The 20,942-nt window shown below is 63.7% G+C and carries 16 protein-coding genes; 4 read left to right on the top strand and 12 right to left on the bottom strand.

Annotated elements, in window-relative coordinates:
* Positions 1–194 precede the first annotated feature (194 nt).
* The 10 genes from eutB to AB8B20_RS09700 form a co-directional block, all read right to left on the bottom strand.
* Positions 195–1,577: an ethanolamine ammonia-lyase subunit EutB gene (gene eutB, locus AB8B20_RS09655; protein ID WP_439072402.1), complete on the bottom strand. Its 1,383-nt coding sequence runs from the start codon at positions 1,575–1,577 to the stop codon at positions 195–197.
* A 32-nt stretch (positions 1,578–1,609) separates the two neighbouring features.
* A complete protein-coding gene (locus tag AB8B20_RS09660; RefSeq protein WP_439072403.1) occupies positions 1,610–2,809 on the bottom strand; it encodes an NAD(P)/FAD-dependent oxidoreductase in 1,200 nt (399 codons plus the stop codon).
* Positions 2,806–3,684: a transglutaminase family protein gene (locus AB8B20_RS09665; protein ID WP_439072404.1), complete on the bottom strand. Its 879-nt coding sequence runs from the start codon at positions 3,682–3,684 to the stop codon at positions 2,806–2,808. Before AB8B20_RS09665 ends, AB8B20_RS09660 begins: the two co-directional genes overlap by 4 nt.
* Positions 3,681–6,188, bottom strand: coding sequence for a circularly permuted type 2 ATP-grasp protein (locus tag AB8B20_RS09670; protein WP_439072405.1), 2,508 nt, complete (start codon positions 6,186–6,188; stop codon positions 3,681–3,683). Before AB8B20_RS09670 ends, AB8B20_RS09665 begins: the two co-directional genes overlap by 4 nt.
* A gap of 31 nt (positions 6,189–6,219) precedes the next feature.
* Positions 6,220–9,507, bottom strand: a complete 3,288-nt coding sequence (locus AB8B20_RS09675; protein ID WP_439072406.1) for a DUF2126 domain-containing protein — start codon at positions 9,505–9,507, stop codon at positions 6,220–6,222.
* A 234-nt stretch (positions 9,508–9,741) separates the two neighbouring features.
* Positions 9,742–11,265 (bottom strand): UxaA family hydrolase, encoded by a 1,524-nt coding sequence (locus AB8B20_RS09680; protein WP_439072407.1) that lies wholly within the window; start codon positions 11,263–11,265, stop codon positions 9,742–9,744.
* Between the two features lie 881 nt (positions 11,266–12,146).
* A complete protein-coding gene (locus tag AB8B20_RS09685) occupies positions 12,147–13,145 on the bottom strand; it encodes a Bug family tripartite tricarboxylate transporter substrate binding protein (protein ID WP_439072408.1) in 999 nt (332 codons plus the stop codon).
* 174 nt (positions 13,146–13,319) lie between these two features.
* Positions 13,320–14,270: a polysaccharide deacetylase family protein gene (locus AB8B20_RS09690; RefSeq protein ID WP_439072409.1), complete on the bottom strand. Its 951-nt coding sequence runs from the start codon at positions 14,268–14,270 to the stop codon at positions 13,320–13,322.
* The gene (locus tag AB8B20_RS09695; protein ID WP_439072410.1) at positions 14,249–15,409 is read right to left on the bottom strand and encodes an FAD-dependent oxidoreductase; all 1,161 of its coding nucleotides are present in this window, start codon (positions 15,407–15,409) and stop codon (positions 14,249–14,251) included. The genes AB8B20_RS09690 and AB8B20_RS09695 overlap by 22 nt, the downstream gene beginning before the upstream one ends.
* Positions 15,358–15,606: a hypothetical protein gene (locus AB8B20_RS09700; protein WP_439072411.1), complete on the bottom strand. Its 249-nt coding sequence runs from the start codon at positions 15,604–15,606 to the stop codon at positions 15,358–15,360. Before AB8B20_RS09700 ends, AB8B20_RS09695 begins: the two co-directional genes overlap by 52 nt.
* 101 nt (positions 15,607–15,707) lie before the next feature.
* Here AB8B20_RS09700 and AB8B20_RS09705 point away from each other — a divergent pair, with 101 nt between their 5' ends.
* The 4 genes from AB8B20_RS09705 (at position 15,708) to AB8B20_RS09720 (ending at position 18,850) form a co-directional block, all read left to right on the top strand.
* Entirely contained in the window at positions 15,708–16,676 is a 969-nt protein-coding gene (locus tag AB8B20_RS09705; protein WP_439072412.1) for an ABC transporter substrate-binding protein, read from the top strand.
* The gene (locus tag AB8B20_RS09710; protein WP_439072413.1) at positions 16,676–17,497 is read left to right on the top strand and encodes an ABC transporter ATP-binding protein; all 822 of its coding nucleotides are present in this window, start codon (positions 16,676–16,678) and stop codon (positions 17,495–17,497) included. The genes AB8B20_RS09705 and AB8B20_RS09710 overlap by 1 nt, the downstream gene beginning before the upstream one ends.
* A gap of 2 nt (positions 17,498–17,499) precedes the next feature.
* The gene (locus tag AB8B20_RS09715) at positions 17,500–18,252 is read left to right on the top strand and encodes an ABC transporter permease (RefSeq protein WP_439072414.1); all 753 of its coding nucleotides are present in this window, start codon (positions 17,500–17,502) and stop codon (positions 18,250–18,252) included.
* Positions 18,253–18,319: 67 nt separating this feature from the next.
* Positions 18,320–18,850: a MarR family winged helix-turn-helix transcriptional regulator gene (locus AB8B20_RS09720; RefSeq protein WP_439072415.1), complete on the top strand. Its 531-nt coding sequence runs from the start codon at positions 18,320–18,322 to the stop codon at positions 18,848–18,850.
* Positions 18,851–19,010: 160 nt separating this feature from the next.
* Here AB8B20_RS09720 and AB8B20_RS09725 read toward each other — a convergent pair whose 3' ends face one another.
* Entirely contained in the window at positions 19,011–19,787 is a 777-nt protein-coding gene (locus tag AB8B20_RS09725; RefSeq protein WP_092146581.1) for an HpcH/HpaI aldolase family protein, read from the bottom strand.
* A gap of 64 nt (positions 19,788–19,851) precedes the next feature.
* Entirely contained in the window at positions 19,852–20,937 is a 1,086-nt protein-coding gene (locus AB8B20_RS09730) for a malate/lactate/ureidoglycolate dehydrogenase (protein ID WP_439072416.1), read from the bottom strand.
* Positions 20,938–20,942 lie beyond the last annotated feature (5 nt).

Below are 20,942 nucleotides of genomic sequence, written 5' to 3' on the forward strand. Positions count from 1 at the left end.
CCATAAGCGCTTAACCTTCAATAACGTCGCCGAGATAAAACCGTTCCACTCCTGCCGAATACTTTGAGCGATCTAATCACGGCGTCCGAATCTGGGCCAGAATTTCTTCAAGATTGTGGCGGGCGGTGACAAGGTCGTGACCAGCTCCGCACAAGTGCGCACAAAGCGCCAAGCCTTATGACGGTTTATTGACGTCAGGCGATCAGACGCGCGGCCAGATCGGGCAGCAGGCCTTCCCGATCGCGGATGCGAAGGTCCGCTCCGGAGAGCCCGACCCGTTGCAGCCAGTCGTCGAACTCCGGTGCGCGTTTGAGCCCAAACAGGTCGCGGATATAGAGCGCATCGTGAAATGACGTCGACTGGTAGTTCAGCATCACGTCGTCAGCGCCCGGCACGCCCATCACGAAGGTCACACCCGCCGCGGCCAGCAGCGTCAGCAGATTATCCATGTCGTCCTGATCGGCTTCGGCATGGTTGGTGTAACAGACGTCGACGCCCAGCGGCAGGCCAAGCAGCTTGCCACAGAAATGATCCTCCAGCCCGGCACGGATGATCTCCTTGCCGTCATAGAGATATTCGGGGCCGATGAAGCCGACGACGCTGTTCACCAGGAGAGGATCGAACGCCCGCGCAACTGCATAGGCCCGCGCTTCCAAAGTCTGCTGATCGACGCCGTGATGGGCGTTGGCCGACAGAGCCGAGCCCTGCCCGGTCTCGAAATACATAACGTTCTGGCCAAGCGTGCCACGTTTCAGCGAAAGCCCGGCGGCATGAGCTTCCTTCAGGATCGCCAGATCGATGCCGAAACTTCTATTGGCGGCCTCTGTCCCGGCGATCGACTGAAACACCAGATCGACCGGAGCGCCCTGGTTGATGAGATCAAGACTGGTCGTGACATGGGTGAGCACGCAACTCTGGGTCGGAACATCCAGCTTGGTGATGACATCGTCGAGCAGCCGCACCAACCCGCCCAGCACCGCCGGATCGTCGCTCGCCGGATTGATGCCGATGCAGGCATCGCCGGAGCCGAGCATCAGCCCGTCGAGAATGGAGGCCGTGATGCCCCTGATATCGTCGAACGGGTGGTTCGGCTGCAACCGCACGCTCATGCACCCGCGCAACCCGATCGTATTGCGAAAGCGCGTGATCACCTCGCACTTCCTGGCCACCAGGATCAGGTCCTGATTGCGCATCAGCTTCGAGACTGCCGCCGCCATCTCCGGCGTGATGCCGCGGGCGACGGTCTGAAGGACTTGCGGCGTGGCCGCGTCTGACAGCAGCCAGTCACGAAAGCCGCCGACGGTCAGCGACGAGATCGTGGAGAATGCCGCAGCATCATGCGTATCGACGATAAGACGCGTGACCTCGTCGTCCTCGTAGGGCACCACCATTTCCTGCAGGAACTGTTTGAGCGGCACATCCGCGAGCGCCATCCGCGCGGCGATCATCTGCTCGGCGGTCTCGGCTGCAATCCCGGCCAACCTGTCGCCGGAGCGCGGCGGCGTTGCCTTGGCCATGAGGTCGCGCAGATCCGCGAAGACATGCGTATGGTCACCGATGGCGTGGCGATAGATCATGGCCGGATTGTTGGATATTCGCCGGAGTCTGTCTAGACGTGCCGCCCCGCGGCAACGCCGGAGGACCACGCCCATTGGAAATTGAAGCCGCCGAGATGGCCGGTGACATCGACGACCTCGCCGATGAAATACAGCCCCGGCACCGATGCCGCCTCGAACGTTTTCGATGACAGTTCTGTGGTGTCCACACCGCCAAGGGTTACCTCGGCCGTGCGATAACCTTCGGTGCCGTTCGGCCGCACGCGCCACTCCTTCACCGCCGCCGCCACCGTCCCCAGAAGCTTGTCCGAAAAATCCGCCAGCCGCGGTGGGCCGGCGATCTTGTCGGCGATCATCTGGGCCAGTCGCTTGGGCAGGAGGTCGCCAAGCACGGTCGCCAGTTCCTGCCGCGGACGTTCGCGGCGTGCCTCCTTCAAGGCGGCGAGCACATCGCGCGTCGGCGCCATGTCGATGACGACATCGAGCCCGTCCCGCCAATAGGATGAAATCTGCAGGATCGCCGGACCGCTGAGACCGCGATGGGTGAACAGCAGCGCCTCGTCGAATTTGGCCTTGCCGACGCTGACGACGGCATCAACGGCAACGCCAGCGAGGTCCTTGAATTGTGCAAGCGCCGCAACGTCGAAGGTCAGCGGCACCAGCGCGGCACGCGGCGCGACCATCTTCAGCCCGAATTGTTGCGCCAGTTTGTAGCCAAAGGCACTGGCACCCATTTTCGGGATCGAAGGCCCGCCCGTGGCGATCACCAGCGACTGACACCGGTACTCGCCCTGATCGGTGGCGACCACAAAGCCGCTGTCGTTCTTCGTCACGCCGAGAATGCCGACGCCAAGCCGCATCTGCACGTCGCTGCGGCGGTTTTCGTCCAGCAGCATGTCGATGATCTGCTGGGACGAACCATCGCAGAACAATTGCCCGCGCGTCTTTTCGTGATAGGCGATGCGATATTTTTCGACCAGCGCGATGAAGTCCTGCTGAGTAAACCCCTTCAGTGCGGATTTGCAGAATTGCGGATTCTGCGACAGGAAATTCGCCGGCGTTGTATGCAGGTTGGTGAAATTGCAGCGGCCACCACCGGAGATGCGGATCTTCTCGCCCGGCGCCCTCGCCTGCTCAAGCAGCATCACCGAGCGACCGCGTTGCCCCGCAATACCGGCGCACATCAGGCCGGCCGCACCGGCACCGAGAATGACGACGTCACTGGTGTTGTGTGCGCGACGAACGATGGTCATTCCAGCAGCAGCACATCGACAGCAACGGCAAGCTTCTGCTTGCGGGCGCCGACGATCACGCCGTCGACCGGCGACACGTCGGAGAAGTCGCGGCCGATCGCCAGCACGATATGATCGTTCTCGACCAAAATGTCGTTGGTCGGATCGAAGCCGATCCAGCCGAGTTCCTCGCCGCACCAGACCGACACCCAGGCATGAGTTGCGTCGGCACCCTGCAGGCGTTCCTTGCCCGGCGGGGGGATGGTACGCAGATAGCCGCTGACATAGGCCGCCGGGAGGCCGAGGCCGCGCATGCCCGCAATCATGATATGCGCAAAATCCTGACAGACTCCGTGGCGCTTATCCAGCACCTCCTGCAACGGCGTCGAAATCACCGTGGCCTTCGGATCGTATTTGAACTCGGTGCGAATGCGATGCATCAGATCGACGGCCCCGGCGAGAATGCCGCGGCCTTCGGTAAAGCTCACCGCTGCATAGTCCGTGACGGCATCGATGATCGGCACGAGCGGGCTGGCGAAGACGTAGCCGATCGGCGACGCACCGCTGAGGTCGCTGGAATCGAACGCCGCCTCGCGGACGCTCTCCCAGGAAGGACTGTCATCGCCGCGCCCCGGCGCGAAACGCTCGACATAGACCCGCGACCGGCTATCGATGCGCAGCATCTTGTGCGGGGTTTCGATCAACACGCTTTCCGTCGGCGTGCCAAAGAAATCCGTCCGCATGGCGCGGGCCGCCGGCAGCGGCTTGATATCGACGCTGTGCGAGACCAGTTGCTGACCGGCACTGCTATTGGGTTGCAGCCGCAGCGAGCAGCGCGCATAGCTCACCGGGCTTTCATAGCTATAGGTCGTGACATGGCGGATTTCGTAGATCACGCCAGCCCCGTCAGCTTTTCGGGGCGCGATGCGCTGGCACCGTGCGGGAAGTAATGCAGGCCGATGGAATCCGCCAGCGTCAGCAGATCCTGCTCCAGCGCAAACAGTGACTTGGTATGAATCTCGGATGCCTCGCCGGTGACCAGCGACGAACGCAGCGCCACCGCCAGCCGCTGCGGCCGTTCCATCAGGCCGTTCTCCTTCAGCGTCGGCAGGCTGGCGATGTGATCGTTGAGCGCCGAGACCTGGAATGCCACCGAGCGCGGGTTATAGGGATCGAGCACCACGAGATCACGCACCGGTGCCAATAGCGGACCGACCAGATAGCGCGAGCGATAGGTGATCTGGCAATCCACCAGCGTCAGCAGGATGTCGAGATCGTCGCTCGTCGCCTCGTCGGATGCGAATTGCCGCGCAAAGCGCGTGGTGTTGATGGCACGTTCGGCGCGGCGCCCCATCTCGAGGAAGCGCCAGCCGGCAGCACGGTTCATGTTTTCCTGCGCGAGACCGGCGAAGCTCGCCAGTTCCTGCAGGGTCAGTTCGGCCGCGCTGACGACGTCATCGTCATCTTCAACTTCATGCGCAAGCCGCTCGGCCATTTCGGTGATGACCTGCCAGGCGTCGGGCGACAGCCGCTCGCGCAGCGAGGTGGCGGTCCGCAATGCAGAGCGCACCAGCGATAGCGCTGAGCCAAACTGCTCCTCGCCCTGCAATGCCTGAGCCGCGATCTTGGCCGGCTGGGAGCGCGAGGTGAGCGATGTCGCGCCCCAGGTCATCAGCATGCGCTGGATGCGCTCGATCGATTGCTGCCCAGTGGCGCCGCCCTTGCCGGGATCGCGCTGCGGCACGCTGAGTGCACGGATCAGACGCAGCGTGGACTCCGCGCGCTCGAGATAGCGCCCGAGCCAGAACAGATTGTCGGCGGCACGGCTCGGCACCCAGCCGGCGATGCGGCGGATACGCACATTGTCGACGGCTGGCAGCAGCGTCGATGCAGCAACGGCCTTGTCGGCCACCACCCAGACGTCGGCTGCGCGCGCGCCGGCACCCATGGAGACTGCGCGGGCATCCGGTTGATCCGCAATACGGCAGAAGCCGCCGGGCATGACGGTCCAGCCCTCAGGCGTCGCCGCCGCGAAGACGCGCAGCACGAACGGACGCGGCGCGAGCCGGCCATTGTCCCAGACCGGCGTGGTCGAAAGCTGCACCAGCTCCTGCCCGACATAATCGACACCGCGATTGGCAATCGCCGCCTTCAGACGCTCGCGCTCGCTTGGCGAGAGCTGCGACGGCAGCACGGGCGAGTAGCCAGGGAAACCGGGCACCGCTCCGCCATAGGCGCCTTCGATTGCAAAGTCGTCGAGCCGCGCCAGCACTTCCTCGCGCGCCGATTTCTGGCCGCACCACCAGGTCGCGATATGCGGCATCTTGAGTGGTTCACCGAGCAGCTTCCGGCTCAAGCTTGGCAGAAAACCCAAAAGCGCGCGCGCTTCCATGACGCCGGAGCCCGGCATGTTAGCGACGACGACGCCATTCTTTCTGACAACGTCGATCAGCCCGGGCACACCGAGTTGCGACGAGGCATCGAGCTCCAGCGGGTCGAGCGAATTGGCATCCACGCGGCGCAGCAGCACATCAAGGCGCTTCAGGCCGGCCACAGTGCGGATGTGCACGCGGTCGCCGGAGACTGCGAGGTCATCGCCTTCCACCAGCAGGAAGCCGAGATAACGCGCCAGCGTCGCATGTTCGAAATAGGTTTCGCTGAACGGCCCCGGCGACAACAGGCCGACCCGCGGCTCGTCGCGATCGGCCGAGGCGCGCAGGCTGTCGCGAAACGCTTCGAAGAACGGCGCGACGCGCTCGACATTCATCGACTTGTAGAGATCGGTGAAGGCGCGCGACAACACCAGCCGGTTTTCCAGCGCATAGCCCATGCCGGACGGCGCTTGCGTGCGATCGCCGAGCACCCACCACCGGCCATCGGGACCGCGGCCAAGATCGGCGGCATAGACGTTGAGGTAGCGGCCACCGGGCGGCTTCACGCCGCGCATGGCCCGCAGATATTCCGAACTGCCGGCAATCGCCGCCGCCGGGATCGCGCCGGACGCGACGAGGCTGGCATCGCCATAGAGATCGCCGAGAATCTTCTCCAGCAACTCCGCACGCTGCGTCATTGCCGCTGAAATCTGCAGCCATTCGGATTCGTCGATCAGGAGCGGCACATGGCTGAGTGGCCAGATCCGGTCGGCGATTTCGCCGGGCGCGCGGTAGGTGACGCCGGCTTCCCGGAGATGACGGTCGGCAGAGCCGAAGCGGCGTTCGATCTCGGCGGGCGCCATGGCGCCGAAGGCCTCGAAGAAACGCGTCCAGACCTCGCGGGGCGTGCCGTCCTGGGCGATGAATTCGTCGGGAATCCCGGGCAGCCGCTCGTAGTCGCGGGTCCATTGCGCGACTTTACGATGTCCCGGACGGGGCTTTTTCCCCTGACCGGCCTGTCCCGTCATTCCGACTCTCCAGCCCAAACTGCCTGCATTCTCAATGCAGGAGAGGCGTTCGCAAGTCGAGGGTCAATGGGAATTCAAGTGTGCGTTCTGCCCTTGGCGGAGCGATTTCGCCGGGCGTGTGGCCGATCTCCTCGAAACGGGCCAGCCGGCGAGCTTCCGCCTCGTAGGCATTGACCGGTTTTGTCTCGTAATTGCGGCCGCCGGGATGCGCCACATGATAGACGCAACCGCCAAGCGACCGCCGATTCCAGCTGTCATAAATGTCGAAAACCAGCGGCGCATGGACCGGGATCGTCGGATGCAGGCCAGAGGCCGGCTGCCAGGCCTTGAAGCGGACGCCGGCGACCACCTCGCCGGCCCGGCCCGTATCGGTCATCGGCAGCGCCCGGCCGTTGCAGGTAATGATGTGCCGCCCCGGCGTGAAACCGTTGGCCTTCAATTGCAACCGCTCCACCGAGGAATCGACATAACGGACGGTGCCGCCGGCCGAGCCCTCCTCGCCCAGCACATGCCAGGGCTCCAGTGCCTGACGGACTTCCAACGTGACGCCGCCATAGGTCACGTGGCCGAACACGGGAAAGCGGAATTCGAGCTGGGCCTCGAACCATTCCTTGGAGAATTCGTAACCGGACCGGCCGAGTTCACTCAGCACGTCCTGGAAATCCTCCCACAGGAAATGCGGCAGCATGAAGCGATCATGCAGCGCCGTGCCCCAGCGGACGAATTTGCCGTCCTGCGGCGCGCGCCACATCTTCGCGATCAGCGCGCGGATCAGGAGCTGCTGCGCCAGCGACATGCGCGGATCGGGCGGCATCTCAAGCGCACGGAATTCGACGAGACCCAAGCGACCCGTCGTGCCATCGGGCGAATAGAGCTTGTCGATACAGATTTCGGCGCGATGGGTATTGCCGGTGATGTCGACGAGGATGTGCCGGAACAGCCGATCGACCAGCCACAACGGCGCCTTCTCGCCGGGCGGCGGCACCTGCGCCAGTGCGATCTCCAATTCATAGAGACCGTCATGCCGTGCTTCGTCGATGCGCGGTGCCTGACTGGTCGGACCGATGAACATGCCGGAGAACAGATAGGACAGCGATGGATGGCGCTGCCAATACAGCACGAGGCTCTTCAGGAGATCCGGCCGGCGCAGGAAGGGCGAGTCCGCCGGCGAGCTGCCGCCGACCACCACGTGATTGCCACCACCGGTGCCGGTGTGACGACCATCGAGCAGAAACTTGTTGGCGCCGAGCCGCGTCTTCGCGGCCTCCTCATAGAGAAACGTCGTGGTATCGACGGCCTCGCGCCAGCTCGAGGCGGGATGGATGTTGATCTCCAGCACGCCGGGATCGGGCGTCACCTTGATGACCTCGACGCGCGGATCGAACGGCGGCGGATAGCCTTCGACATGAACCTGCATCTGCAGTTCTTCGGCCGTCGCCTCCAGCGCCGTCACCAGTTCGAGATAATCTTCAAACTTCTCGACCGGCGGCATGAAGGCACAGAGAATGCCGTCGCGAATTTCAATCGACATCGCCGTGCGTACGCCGCCGGAACGAATCTGCTGCTCCTGGACGTATTGCGCGGCAGGCTGGTTTTCCGCAGACGCGATTTCGTCGAACACCGGCATGTCGCCGCGCGGCTCCAGCGGATCCTGCTCGACGATGAACGGATATTCCTCTTCGGTGAGGTGCGGCAGCGACGACAATGGCAGGCGCAGGCCCATCGGTGAATCGCCGGGTGTCAGGAACAGGTTGCCACGGCGCAGCTTCCAGCGCTCGGAGCGCCAGCGCCTGTCCGCAGCCGCCTCCGTATTCCAGCGCTGGATCGGCAGCACGAACCCCTTCGGCCTGTCGAGTCCATGTTCGAAGACCCGCGCCATGCGCGCGCGTTCCTCCGGATCGGGCAATTTGGAGTCGCCGGGCACGACATTGTTCGGCAGGTTCGATTCCTTCTGCTCCCAATAGACGGGATCCTCGAAGGCCGGGATGACATAGTCCTTCGGCAGGCCAAGCCGCCGCGCGGTGCCTTCGGCAAAACGCTCGGCGCCGCCGATATCGGCGCTGCGCGGACCTTCGATCCGTGAGATCAGTGCGTCGTTCTTCCAGATCGGCACGCCGTCCTTGCGCCAATACAGGCCGAACGCCCAGCGCGGCAGGCTCTCGCCGGGATACCATTTGCCCTGCCCGTAATGCATCAGGCCGCCCGGCGCGAAACGCGTCCGCAGCCGGCGGATCAGATCGTCGCCGAGGCCGCGTTTGGTCGGACCGACGGCAGCCGTATTCCACTCCGGCGATTCCATATCGTCGACAGACACGAATGTGGGCTCGCCGCCCATGGTGAGGCGCACGTCATGCGCTTTGAGATCGGCATCGACCTTCTCGCCGAGCGCATCGAGCCTGGCCCAGGATTCATCCGAGAACGGCTTGGTGATCCGCGGCGCCTCGCGGATACGTTTGACGCCCATCGCGAAGGCGAACTCGACTTCGGCAAAGCCGGCCATGCCGGAGATCGGCGCGGCTGAGCGGAAATGCGGTGTGGCCGCGACGGGGACATGCCCCTCGCCCGTCAGCATGCCCGATGTCGCATCGAAGCCGACCCAGCCGGCGCCGGGGATATAGACTTCGGCCCAGGCGTGCAGATCCGTGAAATCAGCCTCAACTTCAGGCGGCCCTTCGATCGGATCGATGTCCGGGCGCAACTGGATCAGATAGCCGGAGACGAAACGCGCGGCGAGGCCGAGATGGCGCAGTGTCTCGATCAGCAGCCACGCAGAGTCGCGGCATGACCCGGCGCCGGACAGCAGCGTCTCTTCCGGCGTCTGCACGCCAGGCTCCATGCGGATGATGTAGTTGACCTTCTCGCGCAGGCGCGCATTGAGATCGACGAGGAAGTTCACCGTGTTCGGCGCTTCCTTCGCGATCTCCGCCATATAGGCCGTAAACCGCGGACCTGGTTCGGTTGTCGCCATGTAAGGCGCGAGTTCGCTCTTCAGATCATCGGTATAAGCGAACGGAAACGTCTCGGCATAGGGCTCGACGAAGAAGTCGAACGGATTGATCACCGTCATTTCGGCGGTGAAATCGACCTCGATCTTCAATTCGTTGGCCGGTTCCGGAAAGACGAAGCGCGCCAGCCAGTTGCCTTGCGGATCCTGCTGCCAGTTCACGAAGTGATTGGTCGGCGTGACCTTCAGCGAATAGCTCAGGATTGGCGTGCGCGCATGCGGCGCCGGTCGCAGCCGGATGGTCTGCGGCCCCAGCGTGATCGGCCGATCATATTTGTAATGGGTGACGTGGTTCAGTGCGACGAAGATCGACACAGTGGCGCAACTCCAGCAGCTTTTTTAAGCAGAACACCGGAGGTGCCAGGGATCAAGCTCTAACAACGGGCACGATGTGCCTCGATTGGGGGCGCTTCACCTAACTCAGCCCTCATGGTCAGGAGCGCGCCGCTTGGCGCGCGTCTCGAACCATGAATCGGAGTGCTGGGCCATCCTTCGAGACGCGGCGCAAGTGCGCCGCTCCTCAGGATGAGGACGGAGCAGCGGTCACCCTCACATCGTCGCGCCGAGCACCCAGGGCGCGAACTCCGCGCCGCCGAAATCGAAGCTCTCGCTCTTGGTCGGCGCGCCGGACGCCGTCTTGAGCATCAGTTCGAAAATGCGCTGGCCGCATTCCCCGACCGTCTCGTCGCCATCGAGGATGGTTCCGCAATTGATGTCCATGTCCTCTTCCATCCGCTTGAACATCGGCGTGTTGGTGGCGAGCTTGATGGACGGTGCCGGCTTGCAGCCGAACACGCTGCCGCGGCCGGTGGTGAAGCAGACGAGATTGGCGCCGCCGGCGACCTGCCCTGTCGCCGCAACGGGGTCGTAGCCGGGCGTGTCCATGAACACAAAACCCTTCTTGGTGATCGTCTCGGCATAGTTCAGCACGTCGACGAGATTGGTCGAGCCGGCCTTGGCCATCGCGCCCAGAGATTTTTCGAGAATGGTGGTGAGGCCGCCGGCCTTGTTGCCGGGGCTCGGATTGGCGTTCATCTCGGCGCCCTCGCGTTCGCAATAGGCGTCCCACCAGCGCATCAGCCCGACCAGTTTCTCGCCGACCTCGCGCGACACCGCGCGGCGCGTGAGGAGATGTTCGGCGCCATAGGTCTCCGGCGTTTCCGACAGCACCACGGTGCCGCCATGACGCACCAGCAGATCGCTCGCCGCGCCGAGCGCCGGATTGGCGGATATGCCCGAATAGCCATCGGAGCCGCCGCATTGCAGAGCGACGGTCAATTCGCTGGCGGAGACTTCCTCGCGCGTGACGTTGTTGGCATCGGCCAGCACTTCATTGACGAAGGCAACGCCGGCTTCCGTGGTCTTGCGCGTGCCGCCGATTTCCTGGATCTGCATTTCGCGCAGACGCCCAGCGAGCTTCTGCTCCTGCATCAAGCCGCCGATCTGGTTGATCTCGCAGCCGAGGCCGAGCACGACCACGTGCGAGAAGTTCACGTGGCGCGCGTAGCCGCCGAGCGTCCGTCGCAGCAAGGTGAGCGGCTCGTCCTGCGTCATGCCGCAGCCCGTCTTGTGGGTGAGCGCAACGACGCCATCGACATTGGGATAGTCGGCGAGCGGATTGTGCCCGGTGAAGGGATTCTTCTTGAATACATCGGCGACCATGCTGGCGACATGGGCGCTGCAATTCACTGAGGTGAGGATACCGATATAGTTGCGCGTGGCGACGCGGCCATCGCTGCGCCTGAGACCCATGAAACTCGCTGGCAGATCGAAATTCGGCGTCGGCTTGACGTCCACGCCATAGGCATAGTCGCGATCGAAATCGCCCATGCCCATGTTCTGCGTATGGACATGCTGGCCGGGCGCGATCGGCTGCGTGGCAAAGCCGATGATCTGCCCGTAGCGGCGGATTTCCTCGCCGGTGGCGATGGGCCGGACCGCGACCTTATGGCCCGCGGGGATGCGCTCCGACGTCACGACGCCTGTCGTCACCTCGATACCGGGCAGCAGCGTGGTGCGCGCGATCAATACGGCGTCGTTGTCATGCAGACGAATGACGGGAGACGGAACCATCGGGATTTCCTCGCGCGCGTTTTAGTGGTCTGGCAGACCTCTTGTTTGGAATGACTCTAGCTGAAAGAAGCAGGCGGCGTCAGCCCCGCTGTGGCCCATGATGACGCCGATCAGACATGCGTCATCACCCCTGTTGTTTGCGGCGCGGGGGCGCCGTCGTGGTTTGCATTCCCACCCTCTTGTGAGAGGGCGTGCGGAACGCCGGGTGCCCGTTGCACCCTTGGGCCTGATGCGATGCGGTCTTCCGCAATTTAGAATGCATCAGGACTTTCGGAGGCGCCGAGCAAGTGCCCGACGTTCCGCCTGCGGTGTTTTTTCGGTTGCTTGCACATCTGCCATGGCGAACGGTCCCATCACCAAAATTAGTGTCCCAGGGCGGAGGGACAGGGTAGCCGCAAAGCACTTGGCCGAACGCGTTTTGACTTGGTCGTCCGTCGCACTGTCCAGGGAGTCTTTCCACCCAGGGCCGGCCGTCTCCTTGCCAGTGGCAGTGCTGGCGCAGATCCGTCCTGCCCGAAGACAGACGTTCCCCCATGAACCGCGTAACGCCGCATCTCCGGCGTCCACCGCATCCCACCCCGCGAACGTGACGATCGCGATCGCCCCTCTCGGTGGGGCAGGACAGAGGGGAATATAAACCTGATGGGGATGTTGTCAACGGGAGATAGGAAAAAATGTTTAGGCGCGGGCTTGCCCCCACTTGTCATTCCGGGGCGCGGGCGCATCTTTGCGCGCGCGAACCCGGAATCCCAGCATGGGAGTCTCCGATCGCGCCGAACACTTCGAGATTCCGGGTTCGCACTACGCGGCTGCACCGCTTCGTGCGCCCCGGAATGACGAGTGTGTGGCGGGCCGGACTACCAGAGTGCCTCCAGACCCAACTACTGCGGCTGCGGTCCCAGACTTGCGGCAAGCTCGGCCCAGACCGGCGCCTCCTCCTTGTAGAGCGCCTGGCTCGCCTCCAGCGTCATCGGGCCTTCATCGATGCCCTGGCTCTTGAGGAGTTCACGCACGCGATCGCTCTTGCCGGCGCCAACGAACAGCGCGGACAGTTTTGCAATCACCTCCGGCGGGGTCTTCGCCGGAGCTACACATCCCTGAAAGGTCAAAAGGCTGTGCGCGCGTGAGGTTGCGCCCTGTTCGAGGAATGTGCCGACGTCGGGAAGATCCTTGATGCGGCGGCGCGACACCGCAACGGCGCGGGCTTTCCCGGTTTGCAGCACCGGCAATGCCGCGGCGTAACTGCCGATGCCGGCATCGATCGACCCACCGGCGAGATCCTGCCACATGGGCGCCTCGCCGCGATAATGCACCGCCTCCATCTTCAGCCCATACTGCTTGTTGAGCTCGACGATGACCATATGCGCGAAGGAGCCGGACGCATATGTGCCAACATTCACCTTCTCGGCCTTGCGCGCATAGTCGATGAAGTCCTTCAGCGTCTTTGCGCCGACCTTCTCGCTCACCATCAGCGGCAGGCTGCCGCCCGGCATCACCGCGACCCAGGCGAAGTCCTGCGGGACACTGTATTTGATGTCCTTGATGAGAACGGGATTGAGCATATAGGCGGTGGTGTTGCAGATCATCAGCGTGTGGCCGTCGGGATCGGAGCGTTTCAGCTCCATCGCTGCAACGGCGCCGCCGGCACCGGCCTTGTTCTCGACCACCACGGTCTGCCCGAGTTCACGCGACAGATACTCGCCATAAACGCGCGAGAACTGATCGGTCTGGCCGCCGGCCGCGGAGCCCGCGAGAATCTTGATCGGCTTGGTCGGCCAGCTATTGGCGCGGACGAGTGACGGCGCACTCAACAATGCAGCAGCGCCTGCGCCCGCGGTGACGAATTGGCGTCGATTGAGCAGACGCAAGTTGTTTCGCACGATCATTCTCCCGATTTGATCTTATCTCTGCGGATAAGTGTATCGAGTATGACCGGCTTCGCCTGCGAAGGCAAAGCAGAGTGACACGCACAGGCGTTCGGAGAACACATGCGGCAACGCCGCCTCCGGCGTGCATGCCATCAGCCGGAATATTGCCCGGCCGTCAGCGGCGCGTCATGGCTTCGGCGGAAAATGCGTTCGCCAATGCTGCGCGACGTCGATGCCACGGCAGAACCATACGCCATCATGCGCGCTCATGTGTTCGAGCATCTTGATGAGTCCGCCAACACGGCCAGGTCGGCCGATCAAACGGTCATGCAAACCGATGGACAGCAGTTTCGGCGCGCCGGCGACGCCTTCCGCGTAGAGCACGTCGAACGCATCGCGCATGTAAGTGAAGAACTGCTCGCCGGTCGAGAAGCCGGAATTCTCGTTGAAGCGATTGTCGTTGGATTCATAAGAGTACGGCACGACGAGAAACGGGCCGTGCTCGGTCTTCACCCAGTAGGGCAGCTCATCCGCGAGCGAGTCGCGGTCGTAGAGAAAGCCGCCCTCTTCCGCGAGCAGACGCCGCGTGTTGGGACCGGGACGGCCGGTCATCCAGCCGAGCGGACGGCTACCGGTCAGCTCGGTGAGTATCTCGATCGCCTTGCGGATATGCGCACGCTCGGTCGCTTCATCCACATGGCAATAGTCGATCCAGCGATAGCCGTGGCTGACCATTTCGTGGCCACGCGCAACGCAGGCTTTCGCCAGCTCCGGATTCTGCTCCATCGCCCGCGCGACGCCGAGAATACTGACAGGCACCTTGAAGCGATCGAGAATATCGAGAATGCGCCAGGCGCCGCGACGGCTGCCATATTCGAACACGGACTCCACCAACGGAACGCGAACGCCCTCTTTCGTCGGCACGCCGATGTCATTCAGCATGCCTTCGGAGACTGCATCGCCATTCACCAGCGTGGACTCGCCGCCACCCTCGATATTCAGGCTGATGCTGACCGCGATCTTCGCGCCGTTTGGCCAGCGCGGGTCGGGTGACGTGGCGCCGTAACCGACGAGATCGCGCGCCTGCATCGGTTCAGGACGGATGTCGCCGGGCTTCATCGCTGCAAATTCGGACATAGGGCCTCCGGAATGGCTCGGTCGAGCGGCACGGTGCAGGCATCATAACCGAAGAACCAGTCGGTCTCGGTCGGGCCATGCATCCACGAATTGGCGATGGAAATCTGCTGGATGTCGGCGACGCGCGGGATGCGGATCATCGTGTAATGCGCAAACGCCGTGGCGGGATCGCCGAACTCGGCGATGCAGCGGCCGAGGATCGCGGCGTCCTCGATGGCCGCCGAGCCACCAGCCGCCATGAACGGACGCACCGCATGGCAGGCATCGCCCATCAGCACCACGCGGCCCTTGTGCCAGGTGTCGTTGCGCGGTCGGTCGAAGATCGGCCACACGGTGACGTCTTCGGCCGCTTCCACCGCGCGCCTGAGATCGGGATGCGCGCTGTCGAAGGCGGCAATGAATTCGTCGCGGTCGCCCTTCACCGGTGAACCGTCGCCATCCCAGCGCGCCATCGGCAGCGCCGCCATGACATAGACCTCGTTGCGGTCAGGCGTCATATAGTAAGCGAGCGTATGCCGGTCGGGCGCCCACCACTTGGTGCAGTCGTCGATAGGGTCACCCTTGATGCGGCTGGCCGGAAACACCGCGCGCGGTGCAGAACGCCCAATGAAGCGCGGCTCTTCCGCGCCAAGGATGAGTTCGCGGGTGATGGAGCGAATGCCGTCAGCGCCGATGGCGATATCGGCTTCCGCGCTTGTGCCGTTCTCGAAGCGCAAAGTGAGCGCGTCGCCGCGCTCCTCGATGCCGGTGAGCTTGTGGCCGAAACGGATGGTGCCGGGCGCGAGCGGTCGCTGCAGCAACTGATGCAGATCGGCGCGGTGGATATTGACAAAGGGGCCGCCAAAACGCGCTTCGCATTCCGCGTCGAAATCGAGCCTGTAGAGCTGCTCGCCCGTATCCCATGCACGGCTGAGAAACGCATCGGGGCGAATGCCGGTGGCGGCGAAGGCGTCTTCGAGGTCAAGCCGGCGCAGCACCTTCGAAACGTTGGCGCCGAGAATGATGCCGGCGCCGATGCGCGAAAAACTCGGCGACTGCTCATAGACCGCGACCGGGAAGCCGGCGCGCTGCAGCAGCCCCGCCACCGTCAATCCGGCGAGACCCGCGCCGAGAACGGCGATCCGTGTTCCGCGATCCATCTCTCACCTCGTTCCAGCGGCGCCACAGCGTCCGGGCCGCAGATCATTCGATAGCTAATGATTTCGCATAGAACGGGCTGCTCGCGGCTGTCAAGCGACGGCCTGAGCCGCCTCAGAAACGAGCCATATGCGCGGATTTTACGCGGAATTTCGTTTATCTCGATGAGTTTTTGGGCAGCACCGCCGTTGATCTTCATCAAGGCCGCCCTTAGCATTTGTTCGATTGCGAACGAATTTGGATGCGCCGCTTGCGCACCGAAAGCCGGCCTCCTCCTCACCCGTCACTGAAGGTCAGACCATGAAATTCCGCGCTCGCCTCACCGCCGCCCTGCTCGCGACCCTGGCTACGGCCGGCGTCTCCACCGCGCAGGCTGCCGAGATCAATTTCATCACCGATTTCGGCTTCAACGGCCGCCACGCTTATTTCTACGTCGCCCGCGAGAAGGGCTACTACAAGGCCGAGGGCTTCGACGTGACCTTCGTGCGCGGCCAGGGCTCGGCCGACGCCATCAAGAAGGTTGCTGCCGGCGTCGCGACCTTCGGCTTCGCCGATGCCGGTTCGCTGGTGCTGGCGCGCGGCAATGACGGCGTGCCGGTGAAGCTGGTCTCCGTGGTCTATGCGAAGCCGCCGCAGGCGATCTTCGCCATCAAGGGCAGCGGCATCAATTCGCCGAAGGATCTCGAAGGCAAGACCGTCGCCGACACCGCATCAAGCTCGGTGCGCCTGCTGTTCCCGGCTTTCGCCAAGGCCGCCGGCATCGACGCCAGCAAGGTGAAGTGGGTGGTTGCCGAAGGCTCAGCGCTGCCGTCGCTGCTCGCCAACGGCCGCGCGGATGCGATCTGCCAGTTCTCGGTCGGCGAGCCGCTGATTGCAGCAGCCGTGGCGCCGAAGGAAGTCACCCGCATCAACTACGCCGACTCCAATCTCGATTATTACGGCAACGGCCTGATCGCCTCCGAGGAGATGATCGCAAAGAGCCCGGATCAGGTGAAGGCCTTCGTCCGCGCCACCATCAAGGGCATGAAGGACGCCTTCGCCAATCCGGCGGAAGCCGCCACCATCATGGCGAAGTATCAGAAGGAGCTCGCTCCCGCCGTGATCGAAGGCGAGACCAGGCTGGTGAAGGAACTCGCCGAGGTGAAGGGATCGCTCGGCCATATCGAGCCGAAGAGCATCGCCAGCACCGTCGATGTGATGTCGGCCAACTTCACGCTGAAGAATCCCGTGAAGCCGGAAGACCTGTTCGCGCCGGGCTTCATCGACTGATGACGGCGATCTCCGCACACAATGATGCGCCGCCGCGGACTGCCGCGGCAGTGGTTCCTGCGATCGATCTCAAGGGCGTCACCAAGACCTATCCGGGCCGCGACGGCAAGGCCACGCATGCGCTGGGACCGGTCGATCTACGCATCGATCCCGGCAGCTTCGTCTCGGTGGTCGGCCCGTCAGGCTGCGGCAAGTCCACGCTGCTGCGCCTCGTTGCCGGGCTGGAAATGCCGGACACCGGCACCATGCAGCGCTATGGCACGCCGCTCGACGGCCCATCGCATGAAGTGGGCATCGTGTTTCAGGAGCACGTGCTGTTTCCATGGACCAGCGTGCTCGACAACGTCTTGCTTCCCGCCGACGTGCTGGCGCTGCCGAAAGCCGCCGCGCGCGAGCGCGCGCTGAAGCTGCTCGAACTCACCGGCCTGAAGGATTTCGCCCATCAGCGTCCGCAGGCACTGTCCGGCGGCATGAAGCAGCGCGCCGCCTTCTGCCGCGCTATGATCTCCGATCCGCGCCTGCTACTCCTCGACGAACCCTTTGGCGCGCTCGACGCGCTCACCCGCGAGGAATTGTCGCTCGAACTCTCGCACCTCTGGCAGGAGCTGGGCCGAGCCGCGCTGCTGATCACCCATGACATCGAGGAGGCGATCCTGCTCGGTGACCGCGTGCTGATCATGTCCGAACGCCCCGGCACCATCCGTGCTGACATTACCATCGATCTGCCGCGTCCGCGCGATGCCGACACCGTGAAGCTGCCGCGCTTCCAGGAGATCAAGAACCAGATCCGCGACATCATCTTCAACCGGACGGGTGGCTGATCATGTCCTTCTCGCGCTTCATCGACCGCGCCGCCACGCCGCTGATCTATCTGGCGCTATTGATCGGCTGGGAACTCATCTGCGACGCCCTGAAGATTCCGACATGGATCCTGCCGGCGCCCTCCGAGATCTACACATCCGCCGTAAAGTGGGCGCCGGAGCTGGCCTCGAACACCATCGTGACATTGCGCGAGACCGTGCTCGGCTTCGTGCTGGCGATCGCGCTGTCGCTGCCGCTGGCGATCCTGATCAGCCTCAACCCGCTGGCGCGCCGGATCATCTATCCGATCCTGCTCGGCCTGCAGTCGGTGCCGAAGGTCGCCGTGGCGCCGCTGATCATCCTGTGGTTCGGCCTCTCCGAATGGCCGAAGATCCTGGTCGTGGTGCTGGTCTGCTTCTTCCCGATCCTCGTCAACATGGTTGCCGGCTTCGAGGCTGCGCCAAAGACCATGCTCGACCTGATGCGCTCGCTCGGCGCCTCGCCGCATATGGTGTTCCGCCGGCTGCGCGTTCCCGTGGCGCTGCCGCACTTCTTCACCGGCTGCAAGGTGGCGGTGACCTTCGCCGTGATCGGCGCTGTGATCAGCGAATTCGTCGCCGCGCAGGACGGGCTCGGCTATCTGATCCTGACCTCCACCGCGCAGTCGCAGACGCCGCTCGCTTTCGCCGCCATCGCGCTGCTCACCGTGCTAAGTATTGCGCTGTTTCACGGCATCGAGTTTATCGAACGACGTGTGATCGACTGGACGCCGTGACGCCATGACTGACGAGACATCTGGATCGAAACCACCCTCGCGTCGTCCGACGCGCGCGCGCGCGGCAATGCGCGAACAGGTCGATGCCATTTTTGCGCAGTGGCAGACGGAGCGGCCGGATATCGACCCCAGCCCGGTGCACATCTACGGCCTGATCGGCCGGATTCAGATGCAATGCACGGCGCTGATCGACGAGGCGCTCGCGCCCTTCGAACTGACGCGCGGCACCTATGACGTGCTGACGGCGCTGCGCCGCGCCGGCGCGCCCTACAGCCTGTCGCCGAAGCAGATCGCCCAATCGCTGCTGCTCAGTGGCGCAGGCCTGACCAGCCGGCTCAACAAGCTGGAAGCGCAGAACTACCTGGCGCGGCTACCGGAGCCGAATGACCGCCGCACGCTGCGTGTTCAGCTCACCTCCGCGGGCGAGACCGTCATCAACGAAGCGATTCCGCGGGTGTTCGACGTGCAGCGGGAGTTGTTGGCACCGCTCGGACTCGAAGGGCAGCAGCTGCTGATGCAGGAGCTGATGCGTTTTGCGGATGTGATCGACGGCCGGCAGAGCGAGATCAAGATAGACACGGTGCCGGTGGTGGAGTGATCCTTCCTTCTCCCCTTGTGGGAGAAGGTGGCACGGCCGAAGGCCGTGACGGATGAGGGGTCCGGCCGGGCTCGGAGCTTGTGGCTACCCCTCACCCGTCTCGCCGCTTCGCGGCGATCCACCCTCTCCCACAAGGGGAGAGGGAAGAGAGCCTGTGGCGTTACGCCTTGCCGCCCGAGCCCTTGCGGGTGTCGTTGACCCAGCTCTTCGCGCCGGTGGCGAGAATGCCGCTGTCGTTGAGCAGCGTCACCAGCTTGAAGCCCATGCCGATGTTTTTCGCAGCACCCGCGGGACCCGAGCAGTGGATGCCCGGATTGAGGCCGCGCTTGTCGCATTCCTTGATGAGCTTGTCGTAGATCTTGAGGATCTCCGGCTCTTCGCGGTCGAGCTTCGGCACGAGGCCGTAGGAGAAGCCGAGGTCGGACGGCCCAACATAGACGCCGTCGATGCCTTCGACATCGAGAATGGCTTCCATATTATCGACCGCGGTCTTGGTTTCCAGCATCGGCAGGCAGATGATGTCGGCATTGGCCGTCTTCTGATAGTCGCCGGCGCCGCCATACATGCCGGAACGGATCGGACCGTTCGAGCGCGTGCCGCGCGGCGGATACTTGCAGTACTGAACGAAGTTCTCGGCTTCTTCCTTGGTGTTGACCATCGGACAGATCACGCCATAGGCGCCGCCATCGAGCACCTTGCCGATGATGCCGGGCTCATTCCATGGCACGCGGACCATCGGCGTCACCGGATGCGCACCCATCGCCTGGAAGCACTCCACCATCGACATGTAGTCCTGCACGCCGTGCTGAATGTCCACGGTGACGCTGTCGAAACCGCACTGCGCCATCACCTCGGCAGAGAAGCCCGACGGAATCGCGAGCCAGCCGTTGACGGCAACCTTGCCCGCCTTCCAGATTTCCTTGACTTTGTTTGCCATCGTCGATGGTCCTTCTTTTGGTTGGTAGTGATGACTTGAGTGCAGCAGAGTTGAGCTCGAGAAATTACGACGTCGCCTTCTTCACGGCGTCTTCGCTGACGCCGACGTCGCGTGCGGTCTGCACGATGGCAGCCCAGGTCTCATCCGGCAATGGCACGCCATTGGCGTTGCGCTCGGCGCGAGTCTTCGCCTCGTTGTCGCCGGGGATCAGAACGGCATCGACGCCAGCGGCCGGCTTGGCGCTCTTGAAGAAGTCGACATAGCGCGCGACTTCGCCATCGAAGAAGTTCGCGGGGTCGATCACCTTCGGATCGATATAGATCGAGAACATGCCATTGGCGAAAGGCCGATCATACTTGGTGGCACCATTGCCGGTCAGCGCGCCGCCGAGCAGTTCGCAGATCAATGCGAGGCCCGAGCCTTTGTGATCGCCGAAAGCGCGGATCGCGCCGGTGCCCTTGGAGTGATCGCGCGGACCTTGCATCTCATGCGGGCCGTAAAGCAGCGCCGGGTCTTCGCTCAGCGACCCGTCAGGCGCAATCAGCGCGCCCTTCGGCAGCTTCTTGCCGCCGCGCGAGGCGACCAGCACCTTGCCTTCGGCGACCACCGAGGTCGCGAAATCGAGCACCACCGGCATCTGTCCGGGACGCGGAATGCCAACGCAATATGGCGCGGTGGAGAGACGACGCTCGACGCCGCCATAGGGCGCGACCAGCACGGAGCCTGCCGCGGTGACGAAATGGATCGAGACCAGGCCTTCGGCCGCGGCCATCTCGGCCCAGTCGCCGATGCGGCCGATGTGACCGGAATTCTTGGTGGCGATGGCGGAGAGACCGGCCGCCTTGCACTTCTCGATTCCGAGCTTGACCGCCTGCGGGCCGACCGTCTGGCCATAGCCGAAGCGGCCATCGACGACGGCGAGCGACGGCGTATCGACGGGGATTTCGATGGTCTGGTTCGGGGTGATCATCCCGTTATTGCGCCAGCGGATATAGACGGGAACGCGGATGACGCCGTGGCTGTCATGGCCGGTGAGGTTCGCGGTGGTGAGATAGGTGGCGATGCGCCGGGCTTCTTCCGGAGAAGAGTCGGCATGGGCGAACACGTCGGCAACGAAATCGATGAGCTTGTTGACTTGAACTGTAACCATGGCGG

The sequence above is a fragment of the Tardiphaga sp. 866_E4_N1_4 genome (genome assembly GCF_052076075.1).
GTDB lineage: Bacteria > Pseudomonadota > Alphaproteobacteria > Rhizobiales > Xanthobacteraceae > Tardiphaga > Tardiphaga robiniae.

What these genes read in the sequence shown, in the direction of transcription:
- AB8B20_RS09680 (WP_439072407.1), bottom strand. Translation starts at nt 11,265, where the DNA reads ATGGTTCCGTCTCCCGTCATTCGTCTGCATGACAACGACGCCGTATTG.
- eutB (WP_439072402.1), bottom strand. Translation starts at nt 1,577, where the DNA reads ATGATCTATCGCCACGCCATCGGTGACCATACGCATGTCTTCGCGGAT.
- AB8B20_RS09710 (WP_439072413.1), top strand. Translation starts at nt 16,676, where the DNA reads ATGACGGCGATCTCCGCACACAATGATGCGCCGCCGCGGACTGCCGCG.
- AB8B20_RS09690 (WP_439072409.1), bottom strand. Translation starts at nt 14,270, where the DNA reads ATGTCCGAATTTGCAGCGATGAAGCCCGGCGACATCCGTCCTGAACCG.
- AB8B20_RS09695 (WP_439072410.1), bottom strand. Translation starts at nt 15,409, where the DNA reads ATGGATCGCGGAACACGGATCGCCGTTCTCGGCGCGGGTCTCGCCGGA.
- AB8B20_RS09720 (WP_439072415.1), top strand. Translation starts at nt 18,320, where the DNA reads ATGCGCGAACAGGTCGATGCCATTTTTGCGCAGTGGCAGACGGAGCGG.
- AB8B20_RS09725 (WP_092146581.1), bottom strand. Translation starts at nt 19,787, where the DNA reads ATGGCAAACAAAGTCAAGGAAATCTGGAAGGCGGGCAAGGTTGCCGTC.
- AB8B20_RS09730 (WP_439072416.1), bottom strand. Translation starts at nt 20,937, where the DNA reads ATGGTTACAGTTCAAGTCAACAAGCTCATCGATTTCGTTGCCGACGTG.
- AB8B20_RS09670 (WP_439072405.1), bottom strand. Translation starts at nt 6,188, where the DNA reads ATGACGGGACAGGCCGGTCAGGGGAAAAAGCCCCGTCCGGGACATCGT.
- AB8B20_RS09700 (WP_439072411.1), bottom strand. Translation starts at nt 15,606, where the DNA reads ATGAAGATCAACGGCGGTGCTGCCCAAAAACTCATCGAGATAAACGAA.
- AB8B20_RS09660 (WP_439072403.1), bottom strand. Translation starts at nt 2,809, where the DNA reads ATGACCATCGTTCGTCGCGCACACAACACCAGTGACGTCGTCATTCTC.
- AB8B20_RS09715 (WP_439072414.1), top strand. Translation starts at nt 17,500, where the DNA reads ATGTCCTTCTCGCGCTTCATCGACCGCGCCGCCACGCCGCTGATCTAT.
- AB8B20_RS09705 (WP_439072412.1), top strand. Translation starts at nt 15,708, where the DNA reads ATGAAATTCCGCGCTCGCCTCACCGCCGCCCTGCTCGCGACCCTGGCT.